The sequence below is a fragment of the Staphylococcus ratti genome (genome assembly GCF_020883535.1).
Lineage (GTDB): Bacteria > Bacillota > Bacilli > Staphylococcales > Staphylococcaceae > Staphylococcus > Staphylococcus ratti.
Map to the genome: position 1 here is coordinate 1,053,999 of NZ_CP086654.1, position 25,583 is coordinate 1,079,581.

The window sequence follows — 25,583 nt, forward strand, 5'->3', positions numbered from 1 at the left end:
ACCATTCGTAAAACTATTGGAGGTGTCAACCATAGCTAAGGATCAAACGCAAGTTAATGAAAAGATTCGCGCAAAAGAATTACGTGTTATCGGTCAAAACGGTGACCAAATTGGTGTGAAAACCAAAAATGAAGCATTAGAAATGGCAGAACGTCTAGGCTTAGATGTTGTTGTTGTGGCACCTAATGCGAAACCGCCTGTTGCTCGTATTATGGACTATGGTAAGTACAAATTTGAGCAACAAAAGAAAGAAAAAGAAATGAAAAAGAAACAAAAAATTATCAACGTGAAAGAAATCCGTTTAAGTCCTACAATTGAAGAACATGACTTCAATACAAAACTTAAAAACGGACGTAAATTCTTATCTAAAGGTGATAAAGTTAAAGTTTCTATTCGTTTCAGAGGGCGTGCAATTACGCATAAAGAAATTGGACAACGCGTTTTAGAAAAGTTTGCAGATGAATGTAAAGACATTGCTTCTGTTGAACAAAAGGCTAAAATGGAAGGCCGTCAAATGTTTCTTATGTTAGCCCCAATTAACGAAAAAAAAACAACGATTAATAGGAGGAACTCACTATGCCTAAAATGAAAACTCATCGCGGAGCAGCGAAACGTGTTAAAAGAACTGGATCTGGTCAATTAAAGCGTTCTAGAGCTTACACTTCTCACTTATTCGCAAACAAATCAACGAAACAAAAACGCCAATTACGTAAAGCATCATTAGTATCTAAAAGCGATGCAAAACGCGTAAGCCAATTATTAACATACGTTAAATAAGACATATTTTAAATGGTATGAGATGCATACCCCAAGAGACAAAAGGAGGAATTTATTATGCCACGTGTTAAAGGTGGAACAGTAACAAGAGCGCGTCGTAAAAAGACGATCAAATTAGCAAAAGGTTACTTCGGTGCAAAAAGTACATTATATAAAGTAGCAAAACAACAAGTGATGAAATCAGGTCAATATTCATTCCGTGACCGTCGTCAAAGAAAACGTGACTTCCGTAAATTATGGATTACACGTATTAACGCTGCTGCACGTCAACATGACATTAGCTACTCTCGTTTAATGAACGGCTTAAAAACTGCTGGTATCGATATTAACCGTAAAATGCTTTCTGAAATCGCGATTTCAGATGACAAAGCTTTCGGTGAATTAGTAGCTAAAGCGAAAGACGCTTTAAAATAATATAATTAACAAACGCTTATCACGAATTAAGAGTGCATTTTTTAAGTGAAAAGCGTTTGTTTTTTGTTTTTAAACACTTTAATATAGCACTTTGAAAATAACCGCACTACCCTTAGAAAGTCAAAATGTATTTTACCGATTGACAGCGTAGTAAATCGGGATATTTCTTTGCGTAGTAATGAATTTTTGATACGATTAAGAAAACAATCAAAAAGGAGCCAATCATGTCTAAATTTGATGAGCAAATCGCAGTAGTCAAACGTCAATTACTGTTTGACAATGAAACCAACACATTCAATGGATTTATATCTAAAGACGATTCAAAAAGTGCACAAATTTTTAAAGCATTAAATGAATATGAAATTAAACGCCGCGGAGATATGGAGGAAGATCCATCTTTTAAGCAATTGATATCGTATTGTTTACTTGAAAATGAAAACGGTGAAATACTCGTCTATGAGCGTTTAACTGGTGGAGGAGAAGCACGTTTACATGGCCAAGGTTCAATAGGTGTTGGCGGGCATATGAATGATGTTCCTGATGCACAATCCATCGAGGCATTAATTACTGTTAATGCAAGTCGAGAGCTTGAAGAAGAGGTAGGCTTAGTCGTATCCGATGCCAATGCATTAGAGCATGTTGGATTTATCAATGATGATACGAATGAAGTGGGCAAAGTCCACATTGGCGTTGTGTTCAAAATTAAGGTGGACGCTAATGAAATTGAAGCGAAAGAAACGGATACATTGAAAATTGAATGGAGAGCTTTGAATACGATTACTGATTTAGAACAGTTCGAATCTTGGAGTGCGCTTATTTTAAAAGAAATGAAATAGGTGATTGAAATGACTGAAATCATCCCGTTCCCTAAAAGAAAAGAGAAGTTAGAAAAAGATATCGTACACGCTTTTGAGCAAAATCAATATAATACAGTATATGACTTGTTTTTAGAGTATGAGAAAGCATTTGAATTGACGTCAACGTTAGCGCTATTAAAGTGCGAAACATTATGGGAATTAGAATCTTATTTAGAATTAAAAGAAGAAGCTAATATCCTCATGTCTCAAGGCTTTCAACCATACGACACGCTCATGATTTATTACGTGAAAAGCCTTTTTAAATTAAAACAATATCGCTCTGTAGTGGAAGTCATTGATCAAGTCATTGATGAAGTAAAAGCACATCAAACACGTCTCGTTTTTTTACCGCTACGTGATAAAGCCAATGCTGAACTTAATAAGCGTAAAGATTTTATGCAACATCAATTACAAAAGTTTTTTGAATTAAACACAGGCGAGCAGACAAAGTTACTCTTAAACTTAATCGACGACAATGCTTACCAATATGGTGAAACATTTGCACATTATCTCAATTATGAAGCCTTAAATCACCGTATTGTAAGTTTAATTGTTGAATATTTAACGTTTGCTCGATATAATCAAACCGTTCATATTGAAAAATTTGGATTAAAGACAGATGTTAAACCGAGTGCGCTTTCAGGTGTTTCGCATTCTCAGTTTAAAATTGAACTTGTGCCACAGTTGATAGACTGGCTAGAAAAAGAAATGCCTTCATTAGTATCTGAAGCGTATATTCATCTCAATACACATAATATCGCATTGTATCCTTTCGATATTCGTTCGGTAGCAACGATGGATCAGTGGTTACTTGCATATCAAGTGTATTTTAAATCGTTAACTGGTGAATCTTCATCTCAAAATGATGAAATAAGTTCAATAGTAGAATTCATAAAAATGTTAAATACCTAGGCGCTTGGGTTTATCACGACATCAACATATGCTATAATGAAGAAGTTGAAAAATTTTAAAAGGATATCATGGAGGTTTATACACATGACAGCAACTTGGGAAAAGAAAGAAGGCAACGAAGGGTTATTACAAGTAACTGTTCCTGCTAAAGAAGTAGATAAAGCATTAGATCAAGCTTTTAAAAAAGTAGTAAAGCAAATTAACGTACCTGGTTTCCGTAAAGGTAAAGTACCGCGTCCAATCTTCGAACAACGTTTTGGCGTAGAAGCTTTATATCAAGATGCAGTTGATATTTTACTACCTAAAGCATATAGCAATGCAGTTGAAGAAGCAGGTATTAATCCTGTAGACCAACCAGAAATTGAAGTAACTCAAATTGAAAAAGGCAAAGAATTCAAATTTGATGCGACAGTAACGGTTGAGCCTGAAGTTGAATTAGGTGACTATAAAGGTTTAGAAATTGAAAAACAAGACACTGAATTAACAGACGAAGAAGTTGAAGAAACAATCAAACAACGTTTAGAAGCGATGGCAGACATGGTTGTTAAAGAAGACGGTAAAGTTGAAGAAGGCGATACTGTAAACCTCGACTTCGATGGTTATGTTGACGGTGAACAATTTGAAGGTGGCCAAGCAGATGGTTACGACTTAGAAATTGGTTCAGGTATGTTTATCCCTGGTTTTGAAGAGCAACTTGTAGGTTTACAAGTTGGAGAAGAAAAAGATGTAGAAGTCACATTCCCAGAGGAATACCATGCTGAAGAATTAGCAGGTCAACCAGCGACATTCAAAACTAAAATTAACGAAATCAAAACTAAAGAAGTACCAGAATTAGACGATGAGCTTGCAAATGAACTTGATTCAGAAGCAAACACAGTTGATGAATATAAAGAAAACTTACGCAAGCAACTTGCGGAAAGCAAAGCAACTGAAGCTGAAAATGCGCAAAAAGAAGAAGCAATTGTTAAAGCGACAGATCATGCAAAAGTAGATATTCCTCAAGCGATGATCAAAACTGAAGAAGACCGCATGGTTCAAGAGTTTGCGCAACGTTTACAACAACAAGGTTTAAACCTTGAAACGTACTTCCAAATTTCTGGTCAATCAGAAGAAGATTTACGTGGTCAAATGAAAGAAGACGCTGAGCAACGTGTTAAAACTAACTTAACATTAGCAGCTATCGCAGATGCAGAGAATATCGAAGCAACTGATGAGGACGTTGAAAAAGAGCTTGAAACAATGAGTTCACAATTCGGAATTTCTGTAGATGACATTAAGGCTACATTAGGTAATACAGACATCGTTAAAAACGATGTACGTGTGAAAAAAGTAATTGACTTGTTAGTTAAAGAAGCGAAACTTGTTGATGCACCTAAAAAAGAAGACAGCGAAAAATAAGCGCGTCTCTTAAAGCTTTAATAAAAGACACAATGAGATAAATTAATAGTTGCGGGGGTGAGTGATGGAAGCCAAGAAGCACACAGGTTTCACGCACTCACTCCTATCTTTATTTTATGCAAATCACTTGAAAGTTGCTCTATTTGCGTAATAGAATGCTTTTTAGTATAGTCATAGAAGAACAGGGGTGTAATAAATTATGTTTAAATTCAATGAAGATGAAGAAAACTTAAAATGTTCTTTCTGTGGTAAAGATCAAGATCAAGTCAAAAAGCTTGTAGCAGGAAGTGGCGTGTATATTTGTAATGAATGTATCGAGCTCTGCTCTGAGATTGTTGAAGAAGAATTGAGTCAAAGCGACGCAGAAGAACTTACAGAATTACCTACACCAAAAGAAATAATGGAACAACTAAACAGCTATGTTATCGGCCAAGATAAAGCTAAAAAATCATTAGCTGTCGCAGTCTATAATCATTACAAACGTGTGAAACAACTTGGACCTAAAGACGATGATGTCGAATTACAAAAGAGTAATGTCGCATTGATTGGACCTACGGGTAGTGGTAAGACGTTATTAGCTCAAACTTTAGCACGTACACTTAATGTACCGTTTGCTATTGCAGATGCAACGAGCTTAACTGAAGCTGGATATGTCGGTGAAGATGTTGAAAACATTTTACTACGCTTAATTCAAGCAGCTGATTTTGACATTGATAAAGCGGAAAAAGGCATTATCTATGTCGATGAAATCGATAAAATTGCACGTAAATCAGAAAATACGTCTATTACACGTGATGTTTCAGGTGAAGGGGTTCAACAAGCACTACTTAAAATTTTAGAAGGTACAACAGCTAGTGTGCCGCCTCAAGGTGGACGTAAGCATCCTAACCAAGAATTCATTCAAATAGATACGACTAACATTTTATTCATCCTTGGTGGCGCTTTTGACGGTATCGAAGAAGTCATTAAACGTCGTCTAGGTGAAAAAGTGATTGGTTTCGCAAGTAGTGAAGCTTCTAACTATGATGAGGCTTCATTATTGGAGCACATTCGTCCTGAAGATTTACAAACGTACGGTTTAATTCCTGAGTTTATTGGACGTGTGCCAATTGTAGCGAATTTAGAAACGCTAGATGTCGAGGCGCTAAAAAACATTTTAACGCAGCCTAAAAATGCGCTTGTCAAACAATATACAAAAATGTTAGAACTTGATGATGTCGCACTTGAATTCACTGAAGAAGCTTTAAATGCAATTAGTGAAAAAGCGATTGAACGTAAAACAGGTGCGCGTGGTCTACGTTCTATCATTGAAGAAGCATTGATTGATATTATGTTTGACGTCCCGTCGACTGAAAACGTAGCAAAAATCGTCATTACAAAAGAAACGATTATAAATGAAACAGAGCCTGATTTATATGATTCAGAAGGAAACTTATTAAACGATAAAAAAACTTCTGCATAACGATAGGCATTAATAAGGGCCTAAGCTGAATGTAACGATTCAACTTAGGTCTTTTTATTGAGGTGAAGACATGAACATTAATCCGAACAATGTAGATATTTTAATTAGCGCTGTAAAACCGGACCAATATCCAGAGTCAGGTTTGCCCGAAGTTGCGCTAAGCGGACGTTCTAATGTAGGGAAATCGACCTTTATTAATAGTATGATAGGGCGAAAAAATATGGCAAGAACGTCACAACAGCCAGGTAAAACGCAAACGCTCAACTTCTTTGATATTGATCACCAGCTCATTTTTGTAGATGTACCTGGTTACGGTTACGCTAAAGTAAGCAAAAAACAACGAGAAGCTTTTGGAAAAATGATTGAAACATACATTACACAACGAGAAGCGTTAAAGTTAGTAATTCAATTAGTAGATCTTAGACATCCACCTACAGAAGACGATGTATTAATGTATGATTTTCTCAAATATTATGAGATCCCTACGCTTATTATTGCAACTAAAGAAGATAAAATTCCTAAAGGGAAAGTTCAAAAACATATTAAAATGATTAAAGAAAAGCTTGAAGTTGAAGAAGGAGATCAAATTATAAGCTATTCTTCCTTACAAAAAACAAAGCAACATGTGATATGGGAAGCTATAGCGCAATATATTGACGCGTAAGTTTGTCAAAATCTTGACATCATCATTGATTGAATTATAAAATAAAACGATTTTAATTAGAATGACTTTAATGTATGTTATAATTTGGGTATTGTAGAAATAACGGGGGCGTTATCATGCATATTATTTCAGTAAGTGTGAATCATCACACTGCGGACGTATCATTAAGAGAAAAATTAAGTTTCAATAACGCGGATATGGGGCGCGTACATGAAACATTATTTGAAACAAAGTCAATATTAGAAAATGTAATTGTATCAACATGCAACCGTACAGAAGTCTATGCGGTTGTGGATCAAATTCATACAGGGCGTTATTATGTTCAACGATTTTTAGCGCGCGAGTTTAACTTTGATGTGGAAGAAATTAAACAATTTACAGATGTAAAAGTTGAAAACGAGGCTGTCGAACACCTTTTTAGAGTAACTTCTGGACTTGACTCTATTGTATTAGGTGAGACTCAAATTTTAGGTCAAATTCGCGATGCCTTTTTAACGGCGCAAAATGCAGAAACAACGGGTATCATTTTCAATGAATTGTTTAAACAAGCGATCACATTTAGTAAAAAAGCACATCACGAAACAGATATCGCAGATCATGCGACGAGTGTCTCATATGCTGCTGTGGAGCTAGCTAAAAAAGTATATGGAAAGCTTCAACGTCGAAATGCTTTAGTTATTGGTGCAGGTGAAATGGCTGAACTTGCTATTATGAATTTAAAAGGCGCCGGTGTTTCAGATATCACTGTGGTTAATCGTACGTTTGAACGTGCAAAAGTACTAGCTTCAAAACATGAAATCACTGTTGGCGACTTTGAAGCGTTACCACACTTTTTGTCCCAAGCGGATATTGTGATAAGTGCGACAAGTGCCCAAGGTTTTGTCATTACAAGTGCGCTTCTTGAATTGACACATTCGGTAAATAAAACAAATCAACAAGTGCTAATTGATATTGCTGTACCAAGAGATATTGAACCATGTGATACCGTAGATGCTAATGTGTTTATTTATGATGTGGATGATTTAAAAGGGCTTGTAGATGCTAACATGAGAGAACGCAAAAAAGCTGCACAGTTAATTGCTGAGCGCATTCCTTCAGAAATTCAGAAACATAATGAATGGGTAAAAATGTTAGGCGTAGTGCCTGTTATTCGTGCTTTGCGTGAAAAAGCGATGGCCATTCAAGAAGAAACAATGGTCAGTATTGACCGCAAATTACCAAATTTAACAGAACGTGAACGCAAAGTCATTTCTAAACATACTAAAAGTATTATTAATCAAATGCTTAAAGACCCAATAAAGCAAGCAAAAGAAATTAGTGATGATAAATATTCCGAAGAAAAATTAGCATTATTTAAAGATATTTTTAATTTAAATGTGACGACAGATTACAAAGTTGAAGCAGCAGAAAAAAAGAGACATGTACTCAAACAAAGATTTTTCCTTTTAGATAATTAAAGAATTGGTGATGCTATGGAAGAAGCGTTTTTTATACGTTTTCATGAATTTATCTTTGTTATTTACTTGATTAGCGTGTTATGTCTAACACTTGATTTATTACAAAAAAATAGCAAGTTTCAAAATATAGGATTTTATACTTTAGGTTTTGCATGGGTACTTCAAACCATTTCATTAGTACTTTATATATTTTGGATGGGGCAATTACCATTAACTTCGATTATTGAGAGTTTCTATATTTTAACGTGGTTAATATTGACAATTACATTCATTTTTTCAGTTTTTAGAATTTCCGATTATATGATTGTACTTTTGAACTTTTTAGGTTTTATGTTTATGGCGGTGCATACATTTCATCCTAACCAATTTCGGCTTGATGGCACTCGTTTAAATGCAATTAATGAATTATTGATTTTCCATATTTCATTTGCATTACTGAGCTATGTCCTTTTTGCCATTGCTTGTGTCAACGCTATTTTGTATTTAATCCAATTTCGTAATCTTAAAGAAAAACGCTTTAATCAAGATTATTTTAGAATAGGTAGTGTAGCAACGCTTGAAAAAGGTGTTTTTTACAGTTCGTTTGTCGGTGTAATGTTGCTCTTTGTGAGTGTTGTATTAGGAATTCAATGGGGGCTCATTACACTTGGCGGACATATATTTTTTGACTTAAAAGTCATTTCTTCACTATTGATATTAGCTTGTTATGGGGTTTACATAACATTAAGATTAATGCGCAAGTTTTCATCACTTGCGTTAATTTATGCCAATATAGGATTGTTTATATGTTGTATGATTAATCTTATATTAGTGACGCAGCTTTCTAGCTTTCATCAATGGACGGGAGTATAAAACTTTTTTGGAGGATGAATCATGCGTAAATTAGTAATTGGTTCTAGACGCAGTCAATTGGCCTTAACGCAAAGCAAGCAATTTATTGAAAAGCTTAAGGCGATAGACCCTACTTTAGAAGTAGAAATTAAAGAGATTGTTACAAAAGGCGATCAAATTATTGATCGACAATTATCAAAAGTAGGCGGAAAAGGTTTATTTGTAAAAGAAATACAAAACGAGCTTTTTAACAAAAATATAGATTTTGCAATCCATTCTTTAAAAGATGTTCCTAGCGTGTTGCCGGAAGGACTAACACTTGGTTGCATCCCCGATAGAGAAATACCTTTTGATGCGTATCTCGCTAAAGATCATGTTCGATTAGAGGCATTAAAGGCAGGAAGCATTGTTGGGACAAGTTCATTACGTCGTGGTGCACAATTATTGGCGAAATACCCACACTTAGAAATCAAATGGATACGCGGAAATATTGATACACGTATTCGAAAGTTAAACGAAGAAAATTATGATGCAATTATTTTAGCAGCAGCCGGTCTAAAAAGAATGGGCTGGTCTGACGAGATTGTTACGACCTATCTTGAGGAAGATTTAATGGTACCTGCGATTGGTCAAGGCGCATTAGGGATTGAATGTCGTTCAGATGATACAGCATTATTAGAATTACTGAAACAAGTCCATAATGAAAGTGTAGCAGCATGTGTGACAGCTGAGCGCACATTTTTAAAAGATATGGACGGAAGTTGCCAAGTTCCTATTGCAGGTTATGCAAAGGTCATGGAAGATAACCAAATTCATTTCAAAGGTTTAGTTATGTCACCTGACGGCAAACAACGTTTTGAACATGAAGTCGTAGGAACAGACCCTATTGAACTTGGTAAGCGTGTTAGTGCCCAGCTTAAATCTCAAGGCGCTAATGAAATTATACAAGCTTTAAATGAATCCCATTGAGGTGTTAAAATGAAGCCAGTTGTAATGATGACACAAACACATTTATATGAAGATCAACGTGCACTGATAAAACACGTCCCTTTTATCAAAACGGTCGCGTTAACCTTTGATGACCATGTGTTAAGTGCACGTTATGATTGGCTTATTTTTACTTCAAAAAATGCAGTAAAATATTTTTATCCCTTTTTGAAACGATTGCAGTATAGATTCATCGCAGTCATTGGTGAAAAAACAAAAATGTTTTGTAATAGACTAGGAATAGCGGTGGACTATTGCCCTAATGATTATTCTCAAGAAGGAATTTTAGCAAATCATCCTTTTAAAAAAGAGGATACGTTATTGATTCCATCCAGTTTACAAGCAAGGCCATTACTTCAAGAGACGTTACGATCTGAAGGTATGTATGTTGTGAAGATTGACCTTTATGATGTGGTGCCAAATGAAGCTGCCATACAACAAGCACGCGTAGCAATTGAAAATCATACAATTGATGCGTTAACTTTTGCGAGTTCTTCCGCAGCCCATGCTTTTTTTAAACAAGCGCCACCGAATTTACGAGATTTTTATTATGCCATTGGCAGCCAAACTGAAGAGACAATACAACAATACGGTTATCATTGTATTGTATCCGATAAACAAACTTTAAATAGCATTATCACAAAAATTGTTGAAAAGAGGTCATAAAATGAATTTTGATAGACATAGACGTTTGCGTGTATCTCCTACGATGAGAGCAATGGTAAGAGAGACGCATTTACGAAAAGAAGACTTAATTTATCCTATTTTTGTAGTTGAAAGAGATAACGTAAAAAAAGAAATCTCTTCTCTTCCAAATGTATATCAAATTAGTTTAAATTTATTACATGAAGAAATAAAAGAAGCATATGACTTAGGCATTCGTTCATTCATATTTTTTGGCATTCCTAATGAGAAAGATGCGTGTGGGACTGGTGCGTTTATTGATGAAGGCGTGATTCAACAAGCGACACGTATCGCTAAAAAAATGTATGATGACATTTTAGTCATTGCGGATACTTGTTTATGTGAATATACAGATCACGGACATTGCGGTTTAATCGAGGCGCATACACACGACGTAGACAACGATAAAACGTTACCGTTACTTGTAAAAACAGCAGTTTCGCAAGTGAAAGCAGGCGCAGATATTATTGCCCCAAGTAATATGATGGACGGGTTTGTTTCAGAGATAAGACAAGGTTTAGATGCAGCTGGATATTCACATATTCCAATTATGAGTTATGGTATTAAATATGCGTCTAGCTTCTTTGGCCCGTTTCGCGATGCTGCAGAATCGACACCATCTTTTGGAGATAGAAAGACATACCAAATGGATCCGGCTAATCGTTTGGAGGCATTACGCGAACTAGAAAGCGACCTCAAAGAAGGGGCAGACATGATGATTGTAAAACCAGCACTAAGCTATTTAGATATTATACGTGATGTTCGCAACAATACGAATATTCCTGTTGTAGCTTATAATGTGAGCGGGGAATACAGTATGACTAAAGCTGCTGCGTTAAATGGTTGGATTGATGAGGGAAAAGTAGTGATGGAACAAATGATTTCTATGAAGCGCGCAGGTGCAGACTTAATTATTACTTATTTTGCAAAAGATATTTGTAAATATATTGAAAAACAATAGGGGGCTAAAAGAGATGCGTTATGAAAAATCAACTCAAGCTTTTGAAATTGCCAAACAGCTAATGCCAGGAGGAGTAAATAGTCCTGTTCGAGCATTTAAAGCTGTGGATACACCGCCATTATTTATGGAACGTGGCGAAGGGAGTAAAATTTATGATATCGATGGCAATGCGTATATAGATTATGTACTTAGTTGGGGTCCTTTAATTCTTGGACATCGAAATACTAAAGTGATAGAAGCAATTCATGAAGTAGTTGAACGCGGAACAAGTTTTGGCGCTTCTACTTTAGAAGAAAATAGATTGGCTGAACTTGTTATTGAACGTGTCCCTTCTATCGAAAAAGTAAGAATGGTTTCTTCAGGTACAGAAGCAACGTTAGATGCTTTAAGACTTGCACGAGGTTATACAGGAAAAAATAAAATTATTAAATTTGAAGGGAATTATCACGGACACAGTGATTCTTTACTTATCAAAGCAGGCTCTGGCGTTGCAACGTTAGGTTTACCAGATTCACCAGGTGTTCCTGAAGGTACTGCCAAAAATACAATTACCGTACCGTACAATGACATAGAAGCAGTTAAATATGCTTTTGAACAATTCGGCGAAGATATTGCGGCAATTATTGTTGAACCTGTAGCTGGAAATATGGGCGTTGTTCCACCAGTTGAAGGTTTTCTTGAAGGCTTAAGAACGATTACGTCCGAGAATGATGCCTTGTTGATTTTTGATGAAGTGATGACAGGCTTTCGTGTGGGTTATCATTGTGCACAAGGTTACTTTAACGTAACACCTGATTTGACATGTTTAGGAAAAGTTATCGGTGGCGGCTTGCCAGTAGGTGCATTTGGCGGTAAAAAAGAGATTATGGATCATATTGCTCCGAGTGGCGACATTTACCAAGCTGGCACATTGTCAGGAAATCCACTTGCGATGACAAGCGGCTACATGACTTTAAGCCAGTTGACGCCTGAAAGTTACGATTATTTTAATGAATTAGGCGACATGTTAGAAGATGGTTTGAAATCTATATTTGATAAACACCAAGTGCCTATTGTCATCAACCGTGCAGGTTCGATGATTGGTTTCTTTTTAAATAAAGGTCCAGTTACAAATTTTAAAGAAGCAAATGAAAGTGATATAGCATTATTCGGTCAAATGTATCGTGAATTGGCTAAAGAAGGGGTATTTTTACCACCTTCTCAATTTGAAGGAATGTTTTTATCTACTGCACATACTAAAGCAGATATTCATAAAACATTAGAAGCATTTGATACTGCTTTAAGTCGTATTTTATAAGTAATTACACATTATAAAGTGTGATAAAAGCATTTTTAAAATATGACTCATACTAACAATTCGAAAGTAAACTTTTATTAATTGGCGGTGTTTAAAATGGTTCGTGGTCATCTAAGGAACAATATCATATTATTGATTTTGGCCTTAATCTGTAGCCTTTGTTTGAAATTTTTCAATGTGATGTTGCCATGGATGTTTGGTCCCATTATCGCAAGTATCATTGTAGTTCGTTGTTTGAAATTAGAAGTTCAATGGCCTCGACTACTGAGTGAATTGGGTTTAATTATGTTAGGTGTACAAATTGGTTGTGCTTTTACATCCAAAGTCATAAATGATATTAAAGATGATTGGCTTTCAATCATCTTAGTGACTTTATTACTTTTGGGATTAGCTTTAATTGTTTCTATTGGTTTTAGACGCATCGCGAAAGTAAATACTGAAACGGCATTATTAAGTGTTATACCAGGTGCACTTAGCCAAATGCTTGTGATGGCTGATGAAAATAAAAAAGCAGACTTTCTTATAGTGAGCCTAACTCAAACCTCAAGAATTATTTTTGTGGTCATTTTAGTGCCGCTCATTTCATTCTTTTTCAAACAAGATCATAACAATTTCATTGAACACGCCAAACCATTAACAGAAGCTTTACAAATACAATCTATTCTCATTCTAACGGTGGGGATTGCGCTTGTTTATGCTCTAATGGCATGGATTAAATTTCCAACGAAGATGTTGTTAGCGCCTATTTTGGTGTTAGTCATATGGAACCTTACGACAGGCCTTTCATTTACCGTAGATTATCCGATTATTGCAATAGCGCAAATGATATATATGATACGCGTAGGCATCCAAATTGCACATTTACTCGATCGCATGAAAGGCCGCATCGCAATAGCTATAGCATTTCAAAACATTTGCTTAATATTAGGCGCATTTGTGATGGTGTTGGGACTTAAATTATTTAATACAGCCTCGATTAATGAGCTTTTTTTAAGTGCAGCACCAGGCGGAATGAGTCAAATTGTGCTTGTAGCACTAGAGACTGGCGGTGATGTGGCAATGATTTCAAGCTACCACATTTTTAGAATCTTTTTCATTTTATTTATCATTGCACCACTCATCCATTACTACCTCAGTTATAGGATGAAGATTCAGTCTATCTCAGAAAACAAATAAAGTGCTAGGCGTAGATTATATTTGTTATTTAATTTTAAAATCGAGACTTGGAGCAAATCACTTTGGGACATTGTTTGTCGGTTACCGAAAACAATGATGCATTACCTCCGAGTCTCGATTTATATTTAGTAACACGATTCATCGATTTGGACAATCAATGAGGTGGCTATTATACATTCCACAAGCTTCCATAAAAGAAAAGATAGTAATTGGACCAACAAATTTAAAACCAAATTGCTTTAAATCTTTTGAGAGCTTTTTTGCTGTAGCATTCACTGTGATTCTTTCTTCAGGCGTTTTGTATTTAAAATCTATAGGTTGATGATTAACGTAAGACCACAAAAAATCACTAAAGCTACCGTAACGTTTTTCGATTTCGATATAACCTTGAGCTTGTGCAATAATTGCTTCTAATTTTTTTCTATGATGAATGATATTAGGAAACGTCATCAAATTGTCGATATCTTTTGAAGACATTTTCGCAATTTCATACGGGTTAAATTGTTTGAAAGCTTCTTTGTAGCTTTCTTTTTTCTTTAATATGGTTAGCCACGAAAGACCGGCGTGTTGTGATTCTAATGCGAGCAATTCAAAGAGTGCACGGCTCTCATATAATGGTTTTCCCCAAACATTATCGTGATAAGCGATATACGTTGGATCCTTTGTCCCAAATGCGCAAGGGTTCATAAAAATCGCTCCTTATATTGACTTCATTTTGAATTCAGTATACTATAAGTATGAATTAAATATAACTTTGGGAAGAGTAGATAAGTCGCTTTTTTTAGAGAGTGCATGGTGCTGTGAATGCATAAAAGCCTTATTGAAGGTAGCCCACTTGAACTTTGGCTGAAACCATTTAAAGTAAGCCAAAGCGTTTCATGAGCGTTAATCATTTGAGTGCAATAGTTGAAAAAACTATTGAAGATAGGTGGTACCACGGAACATCCGTCCTATATTAGGACAGGTGTTCTTTTTTATGTTACGGAGGGAAAAATATGGAAATGAAACCTAAATATAATCCGCAAGAAGTAGAAGCGGGACGTTATCAAAAGTGGTTAGATGCATCACTTTTTAAACCATCAGAAGATAAACAGAAAGAGACATATACGATTGTAATTCCACCCCCAAATGTCACAGGTAAGTTGCATTTAGGCCATGCATGGGATACGACGTTGCAAGATATTTTAACTCGTATGAAACGCATGCAAGGTTATGACACGCTTTATCTACCAGGCATGGACCATGCTGGAATCGCAACGCAAGCTAAAGTAGAAGCAAAAATGAAAGAAGAAGGCATTTCACGTCATGATATTGGACGCGAAAAGTTTTTAGAAAAAGCATGGGAATGGAAAGACGAATATGCTGATTTCATTCGACAACAATGGGCGAAACTTGGTTTAGGGCTAGATTATTCAAGAGAGCGTTTCACGTTAGATGAGGGCTTAAGTAAAGCAGTCCGGAAAGTGTTCATAGATATGTACAATAAAGGATTAATTTATCGTGGCGAACGCATCATTAACTGGGATCCTCAAGCTCGTACAGCGTTATCAGATATTGAAGTGGTACATGAAGATGTAAATGGTAAATTTTACCATTTTAAATATCCAATAGCTGATGGAGAAGGATTTGTCGAAATTGCGACGACACGTCCAGAGACAATGCTAGGAGATACTGCCATCGTAGTTAATCCTGATGACGAACGTTATCAAGATATTATTGGTAAAAAAGTTATTTTACCGCGTGTAGGACGCGAGCTGCCTATTATCGCGGACAGCTATGTTGATAAAGAATTTGGAAGCGGTGCGATGAAAGTAACACCGGCGCACGACCCAAATGATTTTGAAATCGGAAATCGTCATGAACTTGAACGCATTGTCGTTATGAATGAGTCAGGTCGAATGAATGAGAATGCAGGCGAGTATGAAGGTTTAGATCGCTTTGAATGTCGCAAAAAGCTTGTTCAAGATTTAGAAGCAGAAGGATTGGTCATCAAAATTGAAGACCATGTGCATTCTGTTGGTCATTCTGAACGTACGGGCGCTGTTGTAGAGCCTTATTTATCAACACAGTGGTTTGTTAAAATGGCACCACTTGCGCAACAAGCGTTAAATAATCAAAAAGGTGATGGGCGCATTGATTTTGTACCAACACGGTTTGAGAAAACATTCAATCGCTGGATGGAAGAGATTCGCGATTGGACAATTTCTAGACAATTATGGTGGGGACATCAAATTCCAGCTTGGTATCACAATGAAACTGGAGAAATTTATGTTGGTGAAACAGCACCTGAAGACAGTGAAAATTGGACACAAGATGAAGATGTTTTAGATACATGGTTTTCAAGTGCCTTATGGCCATTTTCTACATTAGGTTGGCCAGATGTGGATGCACAAGATTATCAACGTTATTACCCAACGAATGTACTTGTTACTGGATATGATATTATTTTCTTCTGGGTTGCACGTATGATTTTCCAAGGTCTTGAATTTACGGAACAAAAACCGTTTAATGACGTGTTGTTACATGGTTTAGTTCGTGCAGAAGATGGTCGTAAAATGAGTAAATCTCTTGGAAATGGTGTAGATCCAATGGATGTGATTGATGAATATGGTGCTGATAGCTTGAGGTATTTCTTAGCAACAGGTTCATCTCCTGGACACGACTTACGTTATTCAACAGAAAAAGTTGAATCAGTATGGAATTTTATTAACAAAATTTGGAATGCGGCACGCTTTAGCCTAATGAATATTGGTGAGGACTTTAAATTCGAAGATATCGATATGTCACAAAACTTATCTGTCGCAGACCAATGGATTTTGACACGTTTAAACGAAACAATCGATACTGTAACGCAATTAAGCGAAAAATATGAGTTTGGTGAAGTAGGCAGAGTGCTTTATAATTTCATCTGGGATGAATTTTGCGATTGGTATATCGAAATGAGCAAAATTCCTATGAACGGGGAAGATGAAGCGCAAAAAGATGTTACACGTTCTGTATTAAGTTATACGCTAAATACGATTATGAGATTGTTACATCCATTTATGCCTTTTGTAACTGAGCATATATGGCAAAATTTACCACATCAAGGACAATCAATTGTAACGAGTGAATGGCCAAAAGTTGATTCGACACTTGTCTTTGATGAAAGTAAGCAAGTGATGCAACAACTTGTTGAAATCATTAAATCAGTTCGTCAATCACGTCTTGAAGTCAACACACCGTTATCTAAAGAAATTCCAATTAAAGTTCAAACGAAAAATGAAGCAACACGTGATTTACTCATCGCTAATCGACATTATTTAGAGCGTTTTTGTAATCCTAGCGTATTGGAAATTGAAACAGAAGTTTCGATACCTGAAAAAGCAATGACATCTGTTGTTTCAGCGGGCGAAGTGATTTTACCGCTTGAAGGGCTTATTGATATGGATAAAGAAATTGCACGTCTCGAAAAAGAACTTGAAAAGTGGCAAAAAGAATTAGACCGCGTGAATAAAAAGTTAGCAAATGAAAACTTCGTCAATAAAGCACCTGAAAAAGTCATTAATGAAGAACGCACGAAGCAAGCGCAATATCAAGAAAAGTTTGATGGTGTGAAGTCAAGAATTGAACAATTAAAAGCTTAGGAGTTTATAATATGAATTATCTAGATAGTTTGTATTGGATTCATGAACGTACCAAATTTGGTATCAAACCTGGTGTGAAACGTATGGAATGGATGTTAGCGCGCTTAAACAACCCTGAACGTAAAATGAAAGCCATTCATGTAGGCGGAACAAATGGCAAAGGTTCTACTGTGGCGTTTTTAAGATCAGCGCTTGTGAATAATGGTTACAATATCGGTACTTTTACGTCTCCTTATATCGAAACGTTTAATGAACGTATTAGTTTAAATGGAACCCCGATTTCAAACGATGCGATTGTAGAGCTTGTGGCTCGTGTAAAACCAGTGAGTGAATCTATGGAAGCTGAAACGGAATTAGGTGTAGCTACGGAATTTGAAATCATTACGACAATGATGTATCTCTATTTCGGAGAGATTCACCCTGTAGATTTTGTTATAGTAGAAGCAGGTCTTGGTGTTAAAAATGACTCGACAAATGTCATCCAACCGATATTGAGTATACTAACGAGTATTGGTTTAGACCATACAGACATTCTTGGCAATGCTTACCTTGATATTGCTAAAGATAAAAGTGCGATTATCAAACCTAATACTCCTGTTGTATATGCTGTAAAAAATGAAGAAGCATTAAAATATTTAAGACAACTTGCTTCAGATTTAAATGCACCTGCAATAGAATTTGATCGCGATATTTTAGTCGTATCAGAAGATGATGAGTTTACGTATCGTTATAAAGATTACGAAATGGAAAATATCGCTTTGACAATGTTAGGGGAACATCAAAAAGAAAATGCGTCATTAGCGATTACGGCATTAATAGAGCTTTATGAACGACAAATCATTGATATAGATTTTAATAAGATGATTCAAGGTATTGAAAGTGTACAATGGATTGGAAGAATCGAAAAAGTTTCTTCCTCTCCACTTATCATTATTGATGGTGCGCATAATAAAGAAAGCGTTGACGCGCTTGTTGATACTATTGGGCGTTACTATGCACTTGATAAAGTAGATATTTTATTTGCTGCCATTAAAGGCAAGCCGATATCAAATATGTTAAATGCTTTTAATACGATAGCGAATCATTTTTATGTGACAAGCTTTGATTTTCCGAAAGCGTTACCTAAACAAACACTTTATGATGAAGTAGACTTTGAAGATAAAACCTTAATTGATGATTACGTGTCCTTCATTAAAAATTATGAAGGTGAGGCATTGTTGATTACAGGTAGTCTCTATTTTATTAGTGAAGTTAAAGCGAAATTAGGTTATTAAAAATTTTAATATATTATTTTTTACGTGCTTAGTCATAGGAATTTTTAATGTATTCTCTATGTACTTAAGCACGTTTTATTATATTGTCTCTATGCGTTTGGAATTCTTTAAAAATGAGATTTAGCCAAGTGTCTGAGCATTATGTATAATGGTTTAAAAGGGGGACAGCAATGTTATTACAAAGTTATATAGGGAGTTGTTTAATTAGTTTTTTGTTTTATTTTTCCAAATGCACATCGCTGAAATGGTCTATATTATTTGTACGCTCCAAATGTGAACAATGCCAAAAGACGTTAAAGTGGTGGATGTTATTTCCTATCTTTAGTTTCATAGCTTTAAAGGGAAAATGTTTCTACTGCAAAAATAAAATTCCGTTTTATTTATGGATAGGTGAATGTTTGGCAGGCATATTAAGCTATGCCATATTGAAAGAAAAATTTGAAATTCAAACATATTACCTAGCTTGTTTAAGCCTTTTACTACTGACATTAAGTCTAATTGATCTCCGATATTATATCGTTCCACATCGATTGCTCTTCTTATTAATGATTACCACACTAATATTCACGCCTCAATCATTTCAAATATCATCGGCTAAACTCGCTTTATTAAGTATTCTTTTTATTATAGGCATCACGTTTCAAAAATGGATTGGGTTTGGTGATATTAAACTTTTTATTGTATTAACTTGCATTATGCCGTTACATTTTATTTTATATGTCATTTGGTTCACGTTTCCTATTGCTACATTGACATATCCTCTATATTATACTTTTTTAAAGCATAAACAGATGATTCCGCTTGTCCCTTCTATTACTTTGGCTTTTCTCGTCACTTCTTACTATTATCCTGTTTTAAATCAATGGTTTGGAGGCGTATTATGACACGAATTAAAGATTTATCACCTGATGAAATGCCTAAAGAACGCTTACTACAAAAAGGCGCGAAAGCATTATCCAATACAGAGTTATTAGCGATTTTAATTAATACAGGAAGTAAAGGGCGATCGAGTTTAGATATTGCTGCTCGTTTATTAGCCTATAGTAGAAATTTAAAAATGCTTCAAGAAATGTCTTTGCAAGAATTAATTTCATTTGAGGGCATCGGCAAAAGTAAAAGTGCGACATTATTAGCGGCATTTGAATTGGCACATCGCTTGAATCTTCGCACGGATATTAGTCCGTTAAGCATTATCAGGAAGCCAGCACAAATTGCAGAATTATTATATCCCCAATTGACCATAGAAAAACAAGAGAAATTTATCGTTTTTGTTTTAAACACTAAACATCAAATTATTCATCAAGAAACGTTATTTAAAGGGACGTTAAATAGTGCGATTATCCACCCCAGAGAAGTATTTAAAATTGCGTTAAAACACTCTGCTCATGCAATTATAGTGGCGCATAATCATCCTTCAGGAGACCCAACACCCTCACAAGCAGATTTTGATACGACATTAAGATTGCAAAATTGTGGTGAAACAATGGGGATTCAATTGCTTGACCATATTGTCGTTGGGCATCAATGTTTTGTGTCGATCATTGCAAAAATGGAAGAAAAATAAAAACGCTACATGCATAAATCGCACGTAACGTTTTACATTATAGTTGAAAATTTTCAGCCAGCAACATGAATGATTTATAACACAAGTAGATGATTAATACAAATATTCCGGCCTTTATTAAAAATCGAATAATCGACACACTCACTCTAAATAATAAGACAACCAGTAAAATGATTAGAAAAATAGAAAGTATACTCAATTGCTTGTCACTCCTTTATTACATCATACTGAGTTTAAATAAAAATTGCATCCAACTTGCGCTCGTGATTAAATTAAGTCTAGAGTATGACGTAATCAATGATGTATGTATATTATAATAGTAATGATAAAGGAGGCAATTAATGAGAGCGATTATTAGTATTGTAAAAATTATAACTATGCTATTTTTAGTAGGTGCCCTTACTTATTTTGCCTTAAAAAATGTCCCTTTCGTAAATGAAGCTAAATGGAATCCTCTAACTAGCAATGCGCAACAATATGTGGATGAAGAAGGGTATGTTGTCCCACTTGAAGGACAAAAGTATATTTTAGAGGACAATGAAATTTTACGTAATGTTCCTTCTAGTCAAGCGCGACAGTTTTTTAATTGGATTGATAAACATGAGTTTATGCAAGTAAATGATTTTACACGCATGGGATATGATAATGAATATTTAATTGCTCAAAGGGATACACAATATATTATGTATAAATTTGGAAGTAAAAAAGTAAGGGTTTACACGACTGAACATGACTTATATTTTGATCTAAATAGAGAAGGGCATCAAATTGAAATGTCTCCACTTTCATCTTTTAACTAAACTAGTCACGTTTGAAATCTAACTTTACATACGTTAGGCTATAGGAGTAAAAAATGTAAAAAGGGTGAGTCAGATGTCTAATGAAAATAATGCGCAACAAAGCAATGAACAGTTAAAAGCGCAAAAATTATTTGCTCAATGGCGCAAGGACGAAACTTTATATAAGGAAGATGAACCAAAAACAGTAAAACAACAGGAAGATGAATAAAATCATTTATACGCAAAAGATTAAGATGGGCATGATACACAATGTCTCGCTTAATTTTTTGCGTTTTTTGATATAAACATGGAATAGAAACAAAATGAATTTACTCGTAAGAGAATCTTTAGCCAATTCATGTTACGCTTAGACTCGAGTGTAAATATTTTTATAAATCAACCCATGAGACTTTATTTAAATGAGTGAGTAATATAAAATAATAGTGTTATTTACAATTACATATTGAGGTGTTGAGGTTGTCCCATTTTTTAAAAAACAATAAGTTGATAGTATTGTTTTGTGCACTCATCATTTTTATTGCTTTGATTGGATTGTCTATTCGCTCTCATTCACAATCTTTGCCAGAGCAATATGCCGGTGATACGTTATCTTTCGGTCAGCGTATTTTTACATATCCGATACAAGTGTTATCGGGAACTACGCGTGCCCTTTTTCAAAATGATACTAAACCTACAAAAAAAGAAAATCAATTAAAATCTGATAATCAGAGACTTCAAACAGAAAATGAACAACTGCGTAAAGAACTCAAGATTAGCGATATTTCCAAGTACGAGCCAATGGCCGTCAATGTTATCGCGCGTCATCCTGATCAATGGATGAATACTTTAATTATTGATAAAGGTAAAAAAGCAGGGATTAAAGAAAACATGGCTGTGATGACGACTGATGGTTTGATAGGTCGCGTTGCAAAAGTAAATCAATTCTCAGCACAAGTGAATTTAATTTCTACTAAAGGCCGTACGAATAGGCTTTCTGTACATGTTCAAAATAAAGGGAAAGAAGCGTTTGGTTTGATAGATTACTATGATGAGAAAAATGATGAACTGATTATTTCAGACATCGATAATAGTAATAAAGTTGCAAAAGGCGATAAAGTCATCACAAGTGGTTTAGGCGATCAACTCCCTAAAGGTATCTATGTTGGTGAAGTCGTAAAAGTTCAAAATGATCAATACGGCTTGTCCAAACAGGTAGTCATCAAAACGGGCGCAAATTTAAATCAAATTGGTACGGTATACGTTGCAAAACGTGATCCAAAAACAATTGATGACTCAAACTCAGATTCAGAAGGTGATCCTTCATGAAACGTGCAGGGATTTATTTTCTTTTAGGCATCGTTTGTTTTTACTTAGATACATTACTAGCGATGTTATCGCCAATTAATATTTTTGGCTTGCAGTTCGTCTTAGTGCCGAGATTGACACTGATGTTTCTACTATTACTTACCTTTTATCGAAATGTATACACAGCAATTATTTTAGGTATACTTTTAGGATTGATGACAGATCTTTACTTTGGACAAATTTATGGTGTGTATTTGATCTCCTATTTGATATGTATTCTTACAATTGAGAAGTTCTTCTCACTTTTTTATCGAGATCATTCGATGGTATTTTTAATTGTTTTAGTGAGCATTATTGGTTTAGATATATTAGTTGCACTGATATACAGCATGGTAGGGATGATGCAATTTGATTTAATACAATTTCTTTTCTTTAGAATGCCAACAACGTTACTGTTGAATGCAGTGTTACTCATTTTCATCTATTTAATTTTAGATAGCCGTCAAAAAAGAAAGAGAACTATTGACATGAAAATAAAGTGATGATATGATGCAGTAGTTGAGTAGTTTTAGCTACATACAACCGCTCAAATATAGGTTTTGAAGTACACGATGTCACCTATATATGGCGTGACTTAATTATAGGAGGTGCAAAGTATGTTTGCTATTATTGAAACAGGTGGAAAACAAATCAAAGTAGAAGAAGGCCAAGAAATTTACGTTGAAAAATTAAACGCAAATGAAGGCGACACTTTTACATTTGACAAAGTCTTATTCGTAGGTGGAGACAACGTTACTGTTGGTGCGCCAACAATCGAAGGTGCTACAGTATCTGCGAAAATTAACAAACACGGTCGTGGTAAAAAGATTACTGTTTTTACTTACCGTCGTCGTAAAGACTCTAAGCGCAAAAAAGGTCACCGTCAACCATATACTAAGTTAACAATCGATAAAATCAGCTTGTAATTATGATTAATGTCGAAGTAAGGTTAAATAATGACGGACAGGTTACAGATGTTATAATGGACGGTCATGCAGATTTTGCAGAACACGGTCAAGATATCGTTTGTGCAGGTGCATCGGCGGTACTTTTTGGTAGCGTTAATGCTATTATAGGTTTAACTTCTGAAAGACCTGATATAGATTATAGTGATGACGGAGGCTATTTTCATTTTCGAAGCGTCGATACATCAAATGAAAAAGCGCAGTTAATCTTACAATCTATGTTGATATCTTTACAAACTATTGAAGAAGAATATAAAGATCATATTAAATTAAATTATAAGTGAGGTGTAACTCATGCTTAAATTAAACTTACAATTTTTCGCATCTAAAAAAGGGGTAAGTTCTACAAAGAACGGTCGTGACTCTGAATCAAAACGTTTAGGTGCTAAACGTGCTGATGGTCAATATGTTACTGGTGGATCAATTTTATTCCGTCAACGTGGAACAAAAATTTACCCAGGTGAAAACGTAGGTCGTGGTGGCGATGATACTTTATTCGCTAAAATAGACGGCGTTGTTAAATTCGAACGTAAAGGTCGCGACAAAAAACAAGTATCTGTATACGCAGTTGCTGAATAATTTGTCACAATACTCACACCAGAAGGTTGCTTCTGGTGTTTCTTTTTTATCTAAGTGTTTTAATTGGGTATATTGAGATTACAGTTGACACTTTAACATGCCCGTGAGAATTAGATAGATATATAAATGAAGCAATAAATGAACGATGTAATGCGAATATAAACAATTATCAGCACTTGTTGACTATCGTACATAACCTCGTTCTAATAACTAATATTGCACTATTATTACTTCAAAATAGCGTGATGAACATTTAAAATGAAAATGAGGTGAAATCATGTTTGTCGATCAAGTGAAAATATTTCTTAAAGCAGGCGATGGGGGTAATGGTATTACAGCGTATCGCCGTGAAAAATATGTACCTTTTGGAGGGCCGGCCGGTGGAGATGGTGGACGCGGGGCGTCTGTTATTTTCGAAGTTGACGAGGGGTTAAGAACGTTAATGGATTTCCGCTTCCAACGTCACTTTAAGGCGAAAAAAGGAGAGAATGGACAGAGCAGTAATATGCATGGTAAAAATGCAGAAGATCTTGTTTTAAAAGTGCCACCAGGGACAATTGTTAAAGATGTAGAAACTGAACAAACGCTAGCAGATTTAGTCGAACATGGACAGCGTGCGACAATCGCTAAGGGCGGCCGTGGAGGCCGCGGAAACTCACGTTTTGCTACGCCTAAAAATCCAGCTCCAGATTTTAGTGAGAATGGAGAGCCTGGAGAAGAACTTGAAGTGACTTTAGAACTTAAACTGCTTGCAGATGTTGGACTTGTTGGCTTTCCAAGTGTAGGTAAATCTACATTGTTATCTATAGTATCTAAAGCAAAACCTAAAATTGGTGCGTATCATTTTACAACCATCCAACCTAATTTAGGTGTCGTGACTACACCCGATCAAAGAAGTTTTGTAATGGCAGATTTACCAGGATTAATTGAAGGCGCTTCAGAAGGCGTCGGTTTAGGACATCAGTTTTTACGCCATGTCGAGCGTACTAAGGTAATTGTCCATGTGATTGATATGAGTGGTATGGAAGGGCGCGATCCGTATGAAGATTATTTAACGATCAATAAAGAAATGCGCGCCTATGAAGAAAAATTAGAAAAGCGACCTCAAATTATTGTGGCGAACAAAATGGATATGCCTGAAGCAACTGAACAACTAGAGCTATTTAAATCACAATTAGAAGAGGACTACAAAATAATGCCAATTTCTGCGTACACCCGCGAGAATATAGATCAATTACTTTATGAAATTGCGAACACATTAGAGTCTGTAAAAGATGTTGATTTTAACGCAGAAGAGGATGAACCAGGCATTAACCGCGTATTATATAAACATACGCCTTCACAAGATAAGTTTACCATTACGCGTGATGACGACGGTGCTTATGTGGTGAGTGGTAATGCGATTGAGCGATTATTTAAAATGACTGATTTTAATAGCGACCCAGCAGTAAGACGTTTTGCGCGTCAAATGCGTTCAATGGGAATTGACGATGCATTGCGCGAACGTGGTGCAGAAAACGGTGATATTGTTCGAATTTTAGGTGGAGAATTTGAATTTGTTGAATAATAGGAGCG

28 protein-coding genes and 2 other annotated features are annotated in these 25,583 nt (G+C 35.5%); of the genes, 27 read left to right on the top strand and 1 reads right to left on the bottom strand.

Going from position 1 to position 25,583, the window contains the following annotated elements; all coding sequences use genetic code 11:
* Positions 1-22: 22 nt before the first annotated feature.
* The 15 genes from infC (at position 23) to LN051_RS05160 (ending at position 13,877) form a co-directional block, all read left to right on the top strand.
* Complete coding sequence (gene infC / locus LN051_RS05090) at positions 23-589, top strand: translation initiation factor IF-3 (RefSeq protein WP_229293474.1); 567 nt, start codon at positions 23-25, stop codon at positions 587-589.
* Positions 577-777 carry a 50S ribosomal protein L35 gene (gene rpmI / locus LN051_RS05095; protein WP_229293475.1) on the top strand — a complete coding sequence of 67 codons (201 nt, stop codon included), beginning with the start codon at positions 577-579 and terminating at the stop codon, positions 775-777. The genes infC and rpmI overlap by 13 nt, the downstream gene beginning before the upstream one ends.
* Before the next feature lie 57 nt (positions 778-834).
* A complete protein-coding gene (rplT, locus tag LN051_RS05100) occupies positions 835-1,191 on the top strand; it encodes a 50S ribosomal protein L20 (protein ID WP_229293476.1) in 357 nt (118 codons plus the stop codon).
* A 224-nt stretch (positions 1,192-1,415) separates the two neighbouring features.
* Positions 1,416-2,027 carry an NUDIX domain-containing protein gene (locus LN051_RS05105; protein WP_229293477.1) on the top strand — a complete coding sequence of 204 codons (612 nt, stop codon included), beginning with the start codon at positions 1,416-1,418 and terminating at the stop codon, positions 2,025-2,027.
* A gap of 9 nt (positions 2,028-2,036) precedes the next feature.
* Positions 2,037-2,960, top strand: coding sequence for a hypothetical protein (locus LN051_RS05110; RefSeq protein ID WP_229293478.1), 924 nt, complete (start codon positions 2,037-2,039; stop codon positions 2,958-2,960).
* Between the two features lie 84 nt (positions 2,961-3,044).
* Positions 3,045-4,358, top strand: a complete 1,314-nt coding sequence (gene tig, locus LN051_RS05115; RefSeq protein WP_229293479.1) for a trigger factor — start codon at positions 3,045-3,047, stop codon at positions 4,356-4,358.
* A 199-nt stretch (positions 4,359-4,557) separates the two neighbouring features.
* A complete protein-coding gene (gene clpX, locus LN051_RS05120) occupies positions 4,558-5,820 on the top strand; it encodes an ATP-dependent Clp protease ATP-binding subunit ClpX (RefSeq protein WP_229293480.1) in 1,263 nt (420 codons plus the stop codon).
* A gap of 70 nt (positions 5,821-5,890) precedes the next feature.
* Positions 5,891-6,484, top strand: coding sequence for a ribosome biogenesis GTP-binding protein YihA/YsxC (gene yihA / locus LN051_RS05125; RefSeq protein WP_229293481.1), 594 nt, complete (start codon positions 5,891-5,893; stop codon positions 6,482-6,484).
* A gap of 116 nt (positions 6,485-6,600) precedes the next feature.
* Positions 6,601-7,941, top strand: coding sequence for a glutamyl-tRNA reductase (hemA, locus tag LN051_RS05130; protein ID WP_229293482.1), 1,341 nt, complete (start codon positions 6,601-6,603; stop codon positions 7,939-7,941).
* A gap of 15 nt (positions 7,942-7,956) precedes the next feature.
* Positions 7,957-8,793: a cytochrome C assembly family protein gene (locus LN051_RS05135; protein WP_229293483.1), complete on the top strand. Its 837-nt coding sequence runs from the start codon at positions 7,957-7,959 to the stop codon at positions 8,791-8,793.
* Between the two features lie 21 nt (positions 8,794-8,814).
* Entirely contained in the window at positions 8,815-9,741 is a 927-nt protein-coding gene (gene hemC, locus LN051_RS05140; protein WP_229293484.1) for a hydroxymethylbilane synthase, read from the top strand.
* 9 nt (positions 9,742-9,750) lie between these two features.
* Positions 9,751-10,425, top strand: a complete 675-nt coding sequence (locus LN051_RS05145) for a uroporphyrinogen-III synthase (RefSeq protein ID WP_229293485.1) — start codon at positions 9,751-9,753, stop codon at positions 10,423-10,425.
* 1 nt (position 10,426) lies between these two features.
* Positions 10,427-11,404: a porphobilinogen synthase gene (gene hemB / locus LN051_RS05150; RefSeq protein ID WP_229293486.1), complete on the top strand. Its 978-nt coding sequence runs from the start codon at positions 10,427-10,429 to the stop codon at positions 11,402-11,404.
* 13 nt (positions 11,405-11,417) lie between these two features.
* Positions 11,418-12,701: a glutamate-1-semialdehyde 2,1-aminomutase gene (gene hemL / locus LN051_RS05155; RefSeq protein WP_229293487.1), complete on the top strand. Its 1,284-nt coding sequence runs from the start codon at positions 11,418-11,420 to the stop codon at positions 12,699-12,701.
* 96 nt (positions 12,702-12,797) lie between these two features.
* A complete protein-coding gene (locus LN051_RS05160) occupies positions 12,798-13,877 on the top strand; it encodes an AbrB family transcriptional regulator (RefSeq protein WP_229293488.1) in 1,080 nt (359 codons plus the stop codon).
* Between the two features lie 138 nt (positions 13,878-14,015).
* On the opposite strand, the gene LN051_RS05165 is transcribed toward LN051_RS05160, so the two are convergent.
* Entirely contained in the window at positions 14,016-14,564 is a 549-nt protein-coding gene (locus tag LN051_RS05165) for a DNA-3-methyladenine glycosylase I (RefSeq protein ID WP_229293489.1), read from the bottom strand.
* 60 nt (positions 14,565-14,624) lie between these two features.
* Positions 14,625-14,833 (top strand) — a binding site (T-box leader).
* 39 nt (positions 14,834-14,872) lie between these two features.
* On the opposite strand from LN051_RS05165, the gene LN051_RS05170 reads away from it, so the two are divergent.
* From LN051_RS05170 to obgE, 12 genes are all read left to right on the top strand, one after another.
* A complete protein-coding gene (locus LN051_RS05170) occupies positions 14,873-17,503 on the top strand; it encodes a valine--tRNA ligase (RefSeq protein ID WP_229293490.1) in 2,631 nt (876 codons plus the stop codon).
* An 11-nt stretch (positions 17,504-17,514) separates the two neighbouring features.
* Positions 17,515-18,777: a bifunctional folylpolyglutamate synthase/dihydrofolate synthase gene (locus tag LN051_RS05175; protein WP_229293491.1), complete on the top strand. Its 1,263-nt coding sequence runs from the start codon at positions 17,515-17,517 to the stop codon at positions 18,775-18,777.
* Positions 18,778-18,947: 170 nt separating this feature from the next.
* Positions 18,948-19,661: a prepilin peptidase gene (locus tag LN051_RS05180; protein ID WP_274704575.1), complete on the top strand. Its 714-nt coding sequence runs from the start codon at positions 18,948-18,950 to the stop codon at positions 19,659-19,661.
* The gene (radC, locus tag LN051_RS05185) at positions 19,658-20,341 is read left to right on the top strand and encodes a RadC family protein (protein ID WP_229293493.1); all 684 of its coding nucleotides are present in this window, start codon (positions 19,658-19,660) and stop codon (positions 20,339-20,341) included. The genes LN051_RS05180 and radC overlap by 4 nt, the downstream gene beginning before the upstream one ends.
* Positions 20,342-20,682: 341 nt before the next feature.
* Positions 20,683-21,141 carry a DUF4930 family protein gene (locus LN051_RS05190; protein WP_229293494.1) on the top strand — a complete coding sequence of 153 codons (459 nt, stop codon included), beginning with the start codon at positions 20,683-20,685 and terminating at the stop codon, positions 21,139-21,141.
* A 73-nt stretch (positions 21,142-21,214) separates the two neighbouring features.
* The gene (locus tag LN051_RS11425; RefSeq protein ID WP_274704576.1) at positions 21,215-21,349 is read left to right on the top strand and encodes a hypothetical protein; all 135 of its coding nucleotides are present in this window, start codon (positions 21,215-21,217) and stop codon (positions 21,347-21,349) included.
* A 248-nt stretch (positions 21,350-21,597) separates the two neighbouring features.
* Positions 21,598-22,446, top strand: a complete 849-nt coding sequence (gene mreC / locus LN051_RS05195; RefSeq protein WP_229293495.1) for a rod shape-determining protein MreC — start codon at positions 21,598-21,600, stop codon at positions 22,444-22,446.
* Positions 22,443-22,967 carry a rod shape-determining protein MreD gene (gene mreD, locus LN051_RS05200; protein ID WP_229293496.1) on the top strand — a complete coding sequence of 175 codons (525 nt, stop codon included), beginning with the start codon at positions 22,443-22,445 and terminating at the stop codon, positions 22,965-22,967. Before mreC ends, mreD begins: the two co-directional genes overlap by 4 nt.
* A 28-nt stretch (positions 22,968-22,995) precedes the next feature.
* Positions 22,996-23,070: a sequence feature (ribosomal protein L21 leader region), on the top strand.
* An 11-nt stretch (positions 23,071-23,081) separates the two neighbouring features.
* Positions 23,082-23,390, top strand: a complete 309-nt coding sequence (gene rplU, locus LN051_RS05205; RefSeq protein ID WP_229293497.1) for a 50S ribosomal protein L21 — start codon at positions 23,082-23,084, stop codon at positions 23,388-23,390.
* A gap of 2 nt (positions 23,391-23,392) precedes the next feature.
* Positions 23,393-23,713, top strand: coding sequence for a ribosomal-processing cysteine protease Prp (locus LN051_RS05210; protein ID WP_229293498.1), 321 nt, complete (start codon positions 23,393-23,395; stop codon positions 23,711-23,713).
* Positions 23,714-23,723: 10 nt separating this feature from the next.
* Positions 23,724-24,008: a 50S ribosomal protein L27 gene (rpmA, locus tag LN051_RS05215; RefSeq protein ID WP_037574233.1), complete on the top strand. Its 285-nt coding sequence runs from the start codon at positions 23,724-23,726 to the stop codon at positions 24,006-24,008.
* Between the two features lie 277 nt (positions 24,009-24,285).
* Positions 24,286-25,575, top strand: a complete 1,290-nt coding sequence (gene obgE, locus LN051_RS05220; protein WP_229293499.1) for a GTPase ObgE — start codon at positions 24,286-24,288, stop codon at positions 25,573-25,575.
* Positions 25,576-25,583 lie beyond the last annotated feature (8 nt).

Bases quoted from the DNA above. Each gene is read 5' to 3' on its own strand.
- LN051_RS05165 (WP_229293489.1), bottom strand. From the start codon at position 14,564: ATGAACCCTTGCGCATTTGGGACAAAGGATCCAACGTATATCGCTTAT.
- LN051_RS05170 (WP_229293490.1), top strand. From the start codon at position 14,873: ATGGAAATGAAACCTAAATATAATCCGCAAGAAGTAGAAGCGGGACGT.
- rplT (WP_229293476.1), top strand. From the start codon at position 835: ATGCCACGTGTTAAAGGTGGAACAGTAACAAGAGCGCGTCGTAAAAAG.
- hemL (WP_229293487.1), top strand. From the start codon at position 11,418: ATGCGTTATGAAAAATCAACTCAAGCTTTTGAAATTGCCAAACAGCTA.
- rpmI (WP_229293475.1), top strand. From the start codon at position 577: ATGCCTAAAATGAAAACTCATCGCGGAGCAGCGAAACGTGTTAAAAGA.
- yihA (WP_229293481.1), top strand. From the start codon at position 5,891: ATGAACATTAATCCGAACAATGTAGATATTTTAATTAGCGCTGTAAAA.
- LN051_RS05190 (WP_229293494.1), top strand. From the start codon at position 20,683: ATGAGAGCGATTATTAGTATTGTAAAAATTATAACTATGCTATTTTTA.
- LN051_RS05110 (WP_229293478.1), top strand. From the start codon at position 2,037: ATGACTGAAATCATCCCGTTCCCTAAAAGAAAAGAGAAGTTAGAAAAA.
- LN051_RS05175 (WP_229293491.1), top strand. From the start codon at position 17,515: ATGAATTATCTAGATAGTTTGTATTGGATTCATGAACGTACCAAATTT.
- LN051_RS11425 (WP_274704576.1), top strand. From the start codon at position 21,215: ATGTCTAATGAAAATAATGCGCAACAAAGCAATGAACAGTTAAAAGCG.
- hemB (WP_229293486.1), top strand. From the start codon at position 10,427: ATGAATTTTGATAGACATAGACGTTTGCGTGTATCTCCTACGATGAGA.
- LN051_RS05105 (WP_229293477.1), top strand. From the start codon at position 1,416: ATGTCTAAATTTGATGAGCAAATCGCAGTAGTCAAACGTCAATTACTG.
- clpX (WP_229293480.1), top strand. From the start codon at position 4,558: ATGTTTAAATTCAATGAAGATGAAGAAAACTTAAAATGTTCTTTCTGT.
- obgE (WP_229293499.1), top strand. From the start codon at position 24,286: ATGTTTGTCGATCAAGTGAAAATATTTCTTAAAGCAGGCGATGGGGGT.
- mreD (WP_229293496.1), top strand. From the start codon at position 22,443: ATGAAACGTGCAGGGATTTATTTTCTTTTAGGCATCGTTTGTTTTTAC.
- LN051_RS05180 (WP_274704575.1), top strand. From the start codon at position 18,948: ATGTTATTACAAAGTTATATAGGGAGTTGTTTAATTAGTTTTTTGTTT.
- tig (WP_229293479.1), top strand. From the start codon at position 3,045: ATGACAGCAACTTGGGAAAAGAAAGAAGGCAACGAAGGGTTATTACAA.
- hemA (WP_229293482.1), top strand. From the start codon at position 6,601: ATGCATATTATTTCAGTAAGTGTGAATCATCACACTGCGGACGTATCA.
- LN051_RS05210 (WP_229293498.1), top strand. From the start codon at position 23,393: ATGATTAATGTCGAAGTAAGGTTAAATAATGACGGACAGGTTACAGAT.
- rplU (WP_229293497.1), top strand. From the start codon at position 23,082: ATGTTTGCTATTATTGAAACAGGTGGAAAACAAATCAAAGTAGAAGAA.
- LN051_RS05160 (WP_229293488.1), top strand. From the start codon at position 12,798: ATGGTTCGTGGTCATCTAAGGAACAATATCATATTATTGATTTTGGCC.
- LN051_RS05135 (WP_229293483.1), top strand. From the start codon at position 7,957: ATGGAAGAAGCGTTTTTTATACGTTTTCATGAATTTATCTTTGTTATT.
- radC (WP_229293493.1), top strand. From the start codon at position 19,658: ATGACACGAATTAAAGATTTATCACCTGATGAAATGCCTAAAGAACGC.
- rpmA (WP_037574233.1), top strand. From the start codon at position 23,724: ATGCTTAAATTAAACTTACAATTTTTCGCATCTAAAAAAGGGGTAAGT.
- hemC (WP_229293484.1), top strand. From the start codon at position 8,815: ATGCGTAAATTAGTAATTGGTTCTAGACGCAGTCAATTGGCCTTAACG.
- LN051_RS05145 (WP_229293485.1), top strand. From the start codon at position 9,751: ATGAAGCCAGTTGTAATGATGACACAAACACATTTATATGAAGATCAA.